Source organism: Streptomyces sp. M2CJ-2, from assembly GCF_016757295.1.
Lineage (GTDB): Bacteria > Actinomycetota > Actinomycetes > Streptomycetales > Streptomycetaceae > Streptomyces.
In genome coordinates, this window is the sequence record NZ_JAESIF010000170.1 from 1 (window position 1) to 4,095 (window position 4,095).

Below are 4,095 nucleotides of genomic sequence, written 5' to 3' on the forward strand. Positions count from 1 at the left end.
CGCACCTACCCCGACCAGCACCACTACCAACTCGACGCCTGATCAACGACTTTCCCTCGGAAGGAGCCGCACCCAATCCCTTTGGCACAGGGGCGATTGGCGTCGCCGCTCGTGCCGGGCATGCCTCCATCATTCCAGCCCCACGCCGTCTCCCGCAGAAAGATCGCCGACCGGAACAACCCTTATGCCGCCAATGCCCGTTGATTGGTTCGGTGGTGTCCAAGGGAGCGGTTCTCACCGCCGCATCTCCTTTCGCCCCTCGCAGACCGGGCGACCAGGGCAGCGGCCACCGTGCCGTGAGCTCCGACTGCGCACTGCACGCGAATGGTCCATCTGTGTCCATGCTCTGCTTGCCGCAGCCCCTGTCTATGAGTGATGGTGGGCCTCAGAACACGACGAGGCCGGTGCTCCCGGCCCGCGAACGTCCTTGAACTGCTACTGGCTGCAACCGACGCTGACAGGGACACCGGCAGATCTACGTTGGCGCGTGATCTGTCCGCACGACGCCGGCCTCCGCTACTCGGGGTGCCGGCTTCGTCGTCCCCAAGCCCCGCACATCGGCCCCAGGGCCTCCAGGACAGCTCCACAGCGCGGGCGACGCACCGAGGCGCGCGACCGTCCGGGCCGTCATGGCCGCTACCGTCCCCGCCTGGCGCGCGCCATCCGCCGGCATGCACGCTCCAGCGGTGAGGTTGATGTTGTTACCTCACCGAAGTGATGCAACAACACCCCGCCAGCACACGAAGCGGATCCGGCAGCGCCGATGCTCACGACGGTGAGCACGTCCGAAGATCCGCAGCTCGCCCCTTCGTCGAGGGACACCGGGCGCCGGTCCTCCAGGCGGGGTCCCCGCGGGTGGCCTGCCTCATTTCGATCGGCGGCGACTTGTGTTTCCGCTGATCAAAGGGGGTCTCTCGCGACAACTGAGGTTGGTGGGAAAAAAGTTGGTCCGTGGCATCCGGATTCAGGCACCCCGGCGCGTGTAAGAGGGTGAGGGCGTCAACGCCCTCATCAACGAGTCGATGATGGGAGGCCGGTCTGGTGACCTGGCTCAAGTGGATGGGAGCGGGTGGGATCTCGGTCCCGCTGATGTTCCTGGCGTACTACGCGCTGCGCCGTACCAAGAGCGCAGTGGAGACGTGCCTGAAGACGTACCTGCAGGCCCGCACGGAGCGCGAACAGCGCGCGACGATGATCGCGATGGCGGCGGCGCTGCCGGAGGGCGGGGCCGCGGCCCGCTTCGAGGAAGGGCAGCCGGCCTGGCTGTTCTACAAGCACTCGGAGCAGGGCCAACCGGCGATCGTCACGCGGGAGGCCGCGTGACCGAGCCCGACCGGGGCACGGACTTCGAGGCGTTCGTCCTCGAAACCAGCGCGGCGTTCTCCCGCGTGGCCCGGGCCGAAGCAGGCGGCGACCTGCACAGCGCGGAAGATGCTGTGCAGGTCGCGTACATGCGCATGTTCACGTCGTGGGAAAAAATCGTAGCGCGGCCCGGAAACCGGGCCGCCTACGGCCGCACCGCGGTCAGGAACACGGTGATCGACCAATTCCGGCGTAACCAGCGCATGACTCCTGCACCGTTACAAGACCTGCCCGAGCAGGAATCCCAGATCGGCATCCCCGATGCCGCCTACGAAATGATCAAAGAGGGTATCGATGAACTAGTCGCCAAACTTCCCGACCGGCAGCGGCAGGTCATCACCCTGTGCGTTCTCCAGGACCTCAGCCCTGAAGACGCCGGGAAGCGCCTGCGCCTTAAGGAGGAGTCGGTGAAGCGCAACATCCGCATGGCCATCAAGAACCTGAAGAAGTTCGTCAACGAGACCGGCGAGGAGGGAACCGCATGAGCACCTGGGACAAGGAAAACAGGAAGAACACCATCCGGCTCCTCGCCGTATGGGCCCTGCTCGAACGCTCCGAGCAGGCGCTTACGAGGAGTTCGCGGACACCCGAGGACTCGGCACAGGCGGAGGGGGGCCAGCTCGCCGGCTGGCCCCCGGCCCCCGCCCCCTGCCCGGACGACCGAGAGCACACCGAAGCTAAGAGCGAACTCGTACTCCTGCTGGCACGCGAGTGCGCACGGAAAACCACCGCACAAGAAACCCGCCGAATCGCGGAGCTCCTGGAGTACCTAGACCGCGACGCGGAGGCACTCAACTGGTGGCAATGGGCAGCAGAACGAGGTGACCAGGACGCGCGGGACTACCTCGAAATGCTTCATACCGAAAGGCAGGAGCAAGAGAACTCAGTAGCTGACTCTCCAACCTCGGAACTGGAAAAAAGTGCAGCACTGTATGTGTGGAAAACCAGCAGAACAACTGCCGGGTCACACACGTTCGCAGCCATTCAACTGGCATTGAGTGCTGCAGCAAACCCAGAGCTGAGCGAAGACGCGAAACAGCTAGTGAGGGAGATCAAGGAGTACTTGCAGCACCCCGATCGCATGACAGACGGAAGGCGGCGCTGATGCGCAACACTCTTCTGCCATGCCCCAAGGAACCGGGAGCCGCTCTATAGGCAGACCCATCATGAGTGCCTCACGCTGAGGCACAACGACTCGTTGAGGCAGCGGCCCGCCACACCGGCGGGCCGCTGCCGCATTTCCAGCACCGCAAAACGACTCACGCACCCAGCAGAGATCGCTCGCGAAGACGAGCCCTCGCAATGACCAGACGAAGCCAACAAAGTGTCAGAAGCGTGCCCCGCCACAATCACACAGGGGCACTGTGCCGACTGCGGTACTGGCACGGTCCTCTCGTACAGCCCGCCGGCCAGCAGACGGGCCTACACCCACGGCATGCCCAGCTCCCGCAGCGCCTCCAACTGCTCCGCGCTGAGCTTGTCGCGCCTCGATTTGGTGTTGGAGACCCACACACCGAGCTTCACGGTCACCGGCTCCGTCTTGCAGTCGAGCGTGATCTGTTCGCTGTGGCCGCGTGGTACCGGCCGGTGGGCGCCTTCCCGTTCGACCCATTGCGCGAGGGCGGTCAGGCCGCGTTGGAAGGCTTGCTGTGCCTTGCCCGGCCCCTTCGCCGCACGCCCGGCTGCCGGGGCCGGAGACGGCGCCTCAAGCGGCTGCACGCCCAGCGCGGAGAGCCGTTCCTGCTGCTCTTCCGACAGCTGCTTCCAGGTGCCCGGCTGTTTCTGTCGCTTCAGCCACTTCCCCAGGTCGTCGCCGTCCATCAGCACACCCGGCTGGATGTCGGGCAGGTGGCCCCCTGGTTCGTCGGTGGCGAGGTCGGCGAGGACGCGGTAGTGCCGCTGCCAGTCCAGCGGCCAGGGACAGTTCCAGTCCTCGTCGAGGGCCGTCAGCTGCTGCGCGCGCACGGCGGCCCGCTCTGCGTCCTTCCCCAGGCCCCCCTTCCTGCGCAGGTTGGCCATGTGCTGCCCCACCGGCACCATCGCCTCGCCCTCACCCCACACCGCGTCCTGCCGCGGAGCAAGGTGCCCCGTGGCGCGCCGGTACGACCGCAACGCGGCGAGCTTGCTCTCCCACGCCTCCTCACCCGGCTCCCACACCATCCCGGCCTCCGGCAAGTCCAGCAGGGTCTTGCGGCGCTCCTCCAGTTCCCCGGCCCGCAGCGCCTTCCTCTGCTGGTGCACCCACCTGCCCAGCGGAAAGTCCTTCGTCACCCCGACTTCGACCTCGACGTCATAGGGAACGGCGTGCAGGCCGGTGATCTCGTTCTCCGCCCGCCACCGCAGCAGGGCCTGGTAGCCCTCCAGCCACACCAGGGACTCGGGCCGGTAGACCCGGGTGCGCAGGAACGCGGCGATGGTGGCGGCATCCCGGGGAGAGGAGAAGTGGAGCAGGGCCGACTCGACGGCGGCCTGGGTGTCGTCCTGCTCCTGGTCCTCGCCCTCGCCGCCGGCCCCGATGATCCGCCCGTCCTCATCGCGCCGGACGTGCACGGTGCGCTTTCCGCTGGTGAGCGCGCGGGAGGCGAGCTGCTCCACCAGGCGCTCATCGTGCGAGCGCAGGCCCTGCAAAACGGCGACCAGGGGGCGGAACGAGGCACTGGCGACCATGTCGGTCGGGTCCTCGCCCGGCTCCAGGAAGACCGGCACGATGATCCTGGCGACCTTTGTGGAGCC

4 protein-coding genes are annotated in these 4,095 nt (G+C 66.8%); 3 read left to right on the plus strand and 1 reads right to left on the minus strand.

What is annotated here, in order from left to right; all coding sequences use genetic code 11:
- Positions 1-1,041: 1,041 nt before the first annotated feature.
- Genes JL475_RS38280 through JL475_RS38290 form a run of 3 tightly spaced genes read left to right on the plus strand, consistent with a single transcriptional unit; the run spans position 1,042 to position 2,467 of the window.
- Entirely contained in the window at positions 1,042-1,323 is a 282-nt protein-coding gene (locus JL475_RS38280; RefSeq protein WP_202282816.1) for a hypothetical protein, read from the plus strand.
- Entirely contained in the window at positions 1,320-1,847 is a 528-nt protein-coding gene (locus JL475_RS38285) for an RNA polymerase sigma factor (RefSeq protein ID WP_202282817.1), read from the plus strand. The genes JL475_RS38280 and JL475_RS38285 overlap by 4 nt, the downstream gene beginning before the upstream one ends.
- Positions 1,844-2,467, plus strand: coding sequence for a hypothetical protein (locus JL475_RS38290; RefSeq protein WP_202282818.1), 624 nt, complete (start codon positions 1,844-1,846; stop codon positions 2,465-2,467). The genes JL475_RS38285 and JL475_RS38290 overlap by 4 nt, the downstream gene beginning before the upstream one ends.
- Before the next feature lie 317 nt (positions 2,468-2,784).
- On the opposite strand, the gene JL475_RS38295 is transcribed toward JL475_RS38290, so the two are convergent.
- Positions 2,785-4,095: helicase associated domain-containing protein (locus tag JL475_RS38295; RefSeq protein WP_202282819.1), on the minus strand; the 1,311-nt coding region annotated here is incomplete at its 5' end.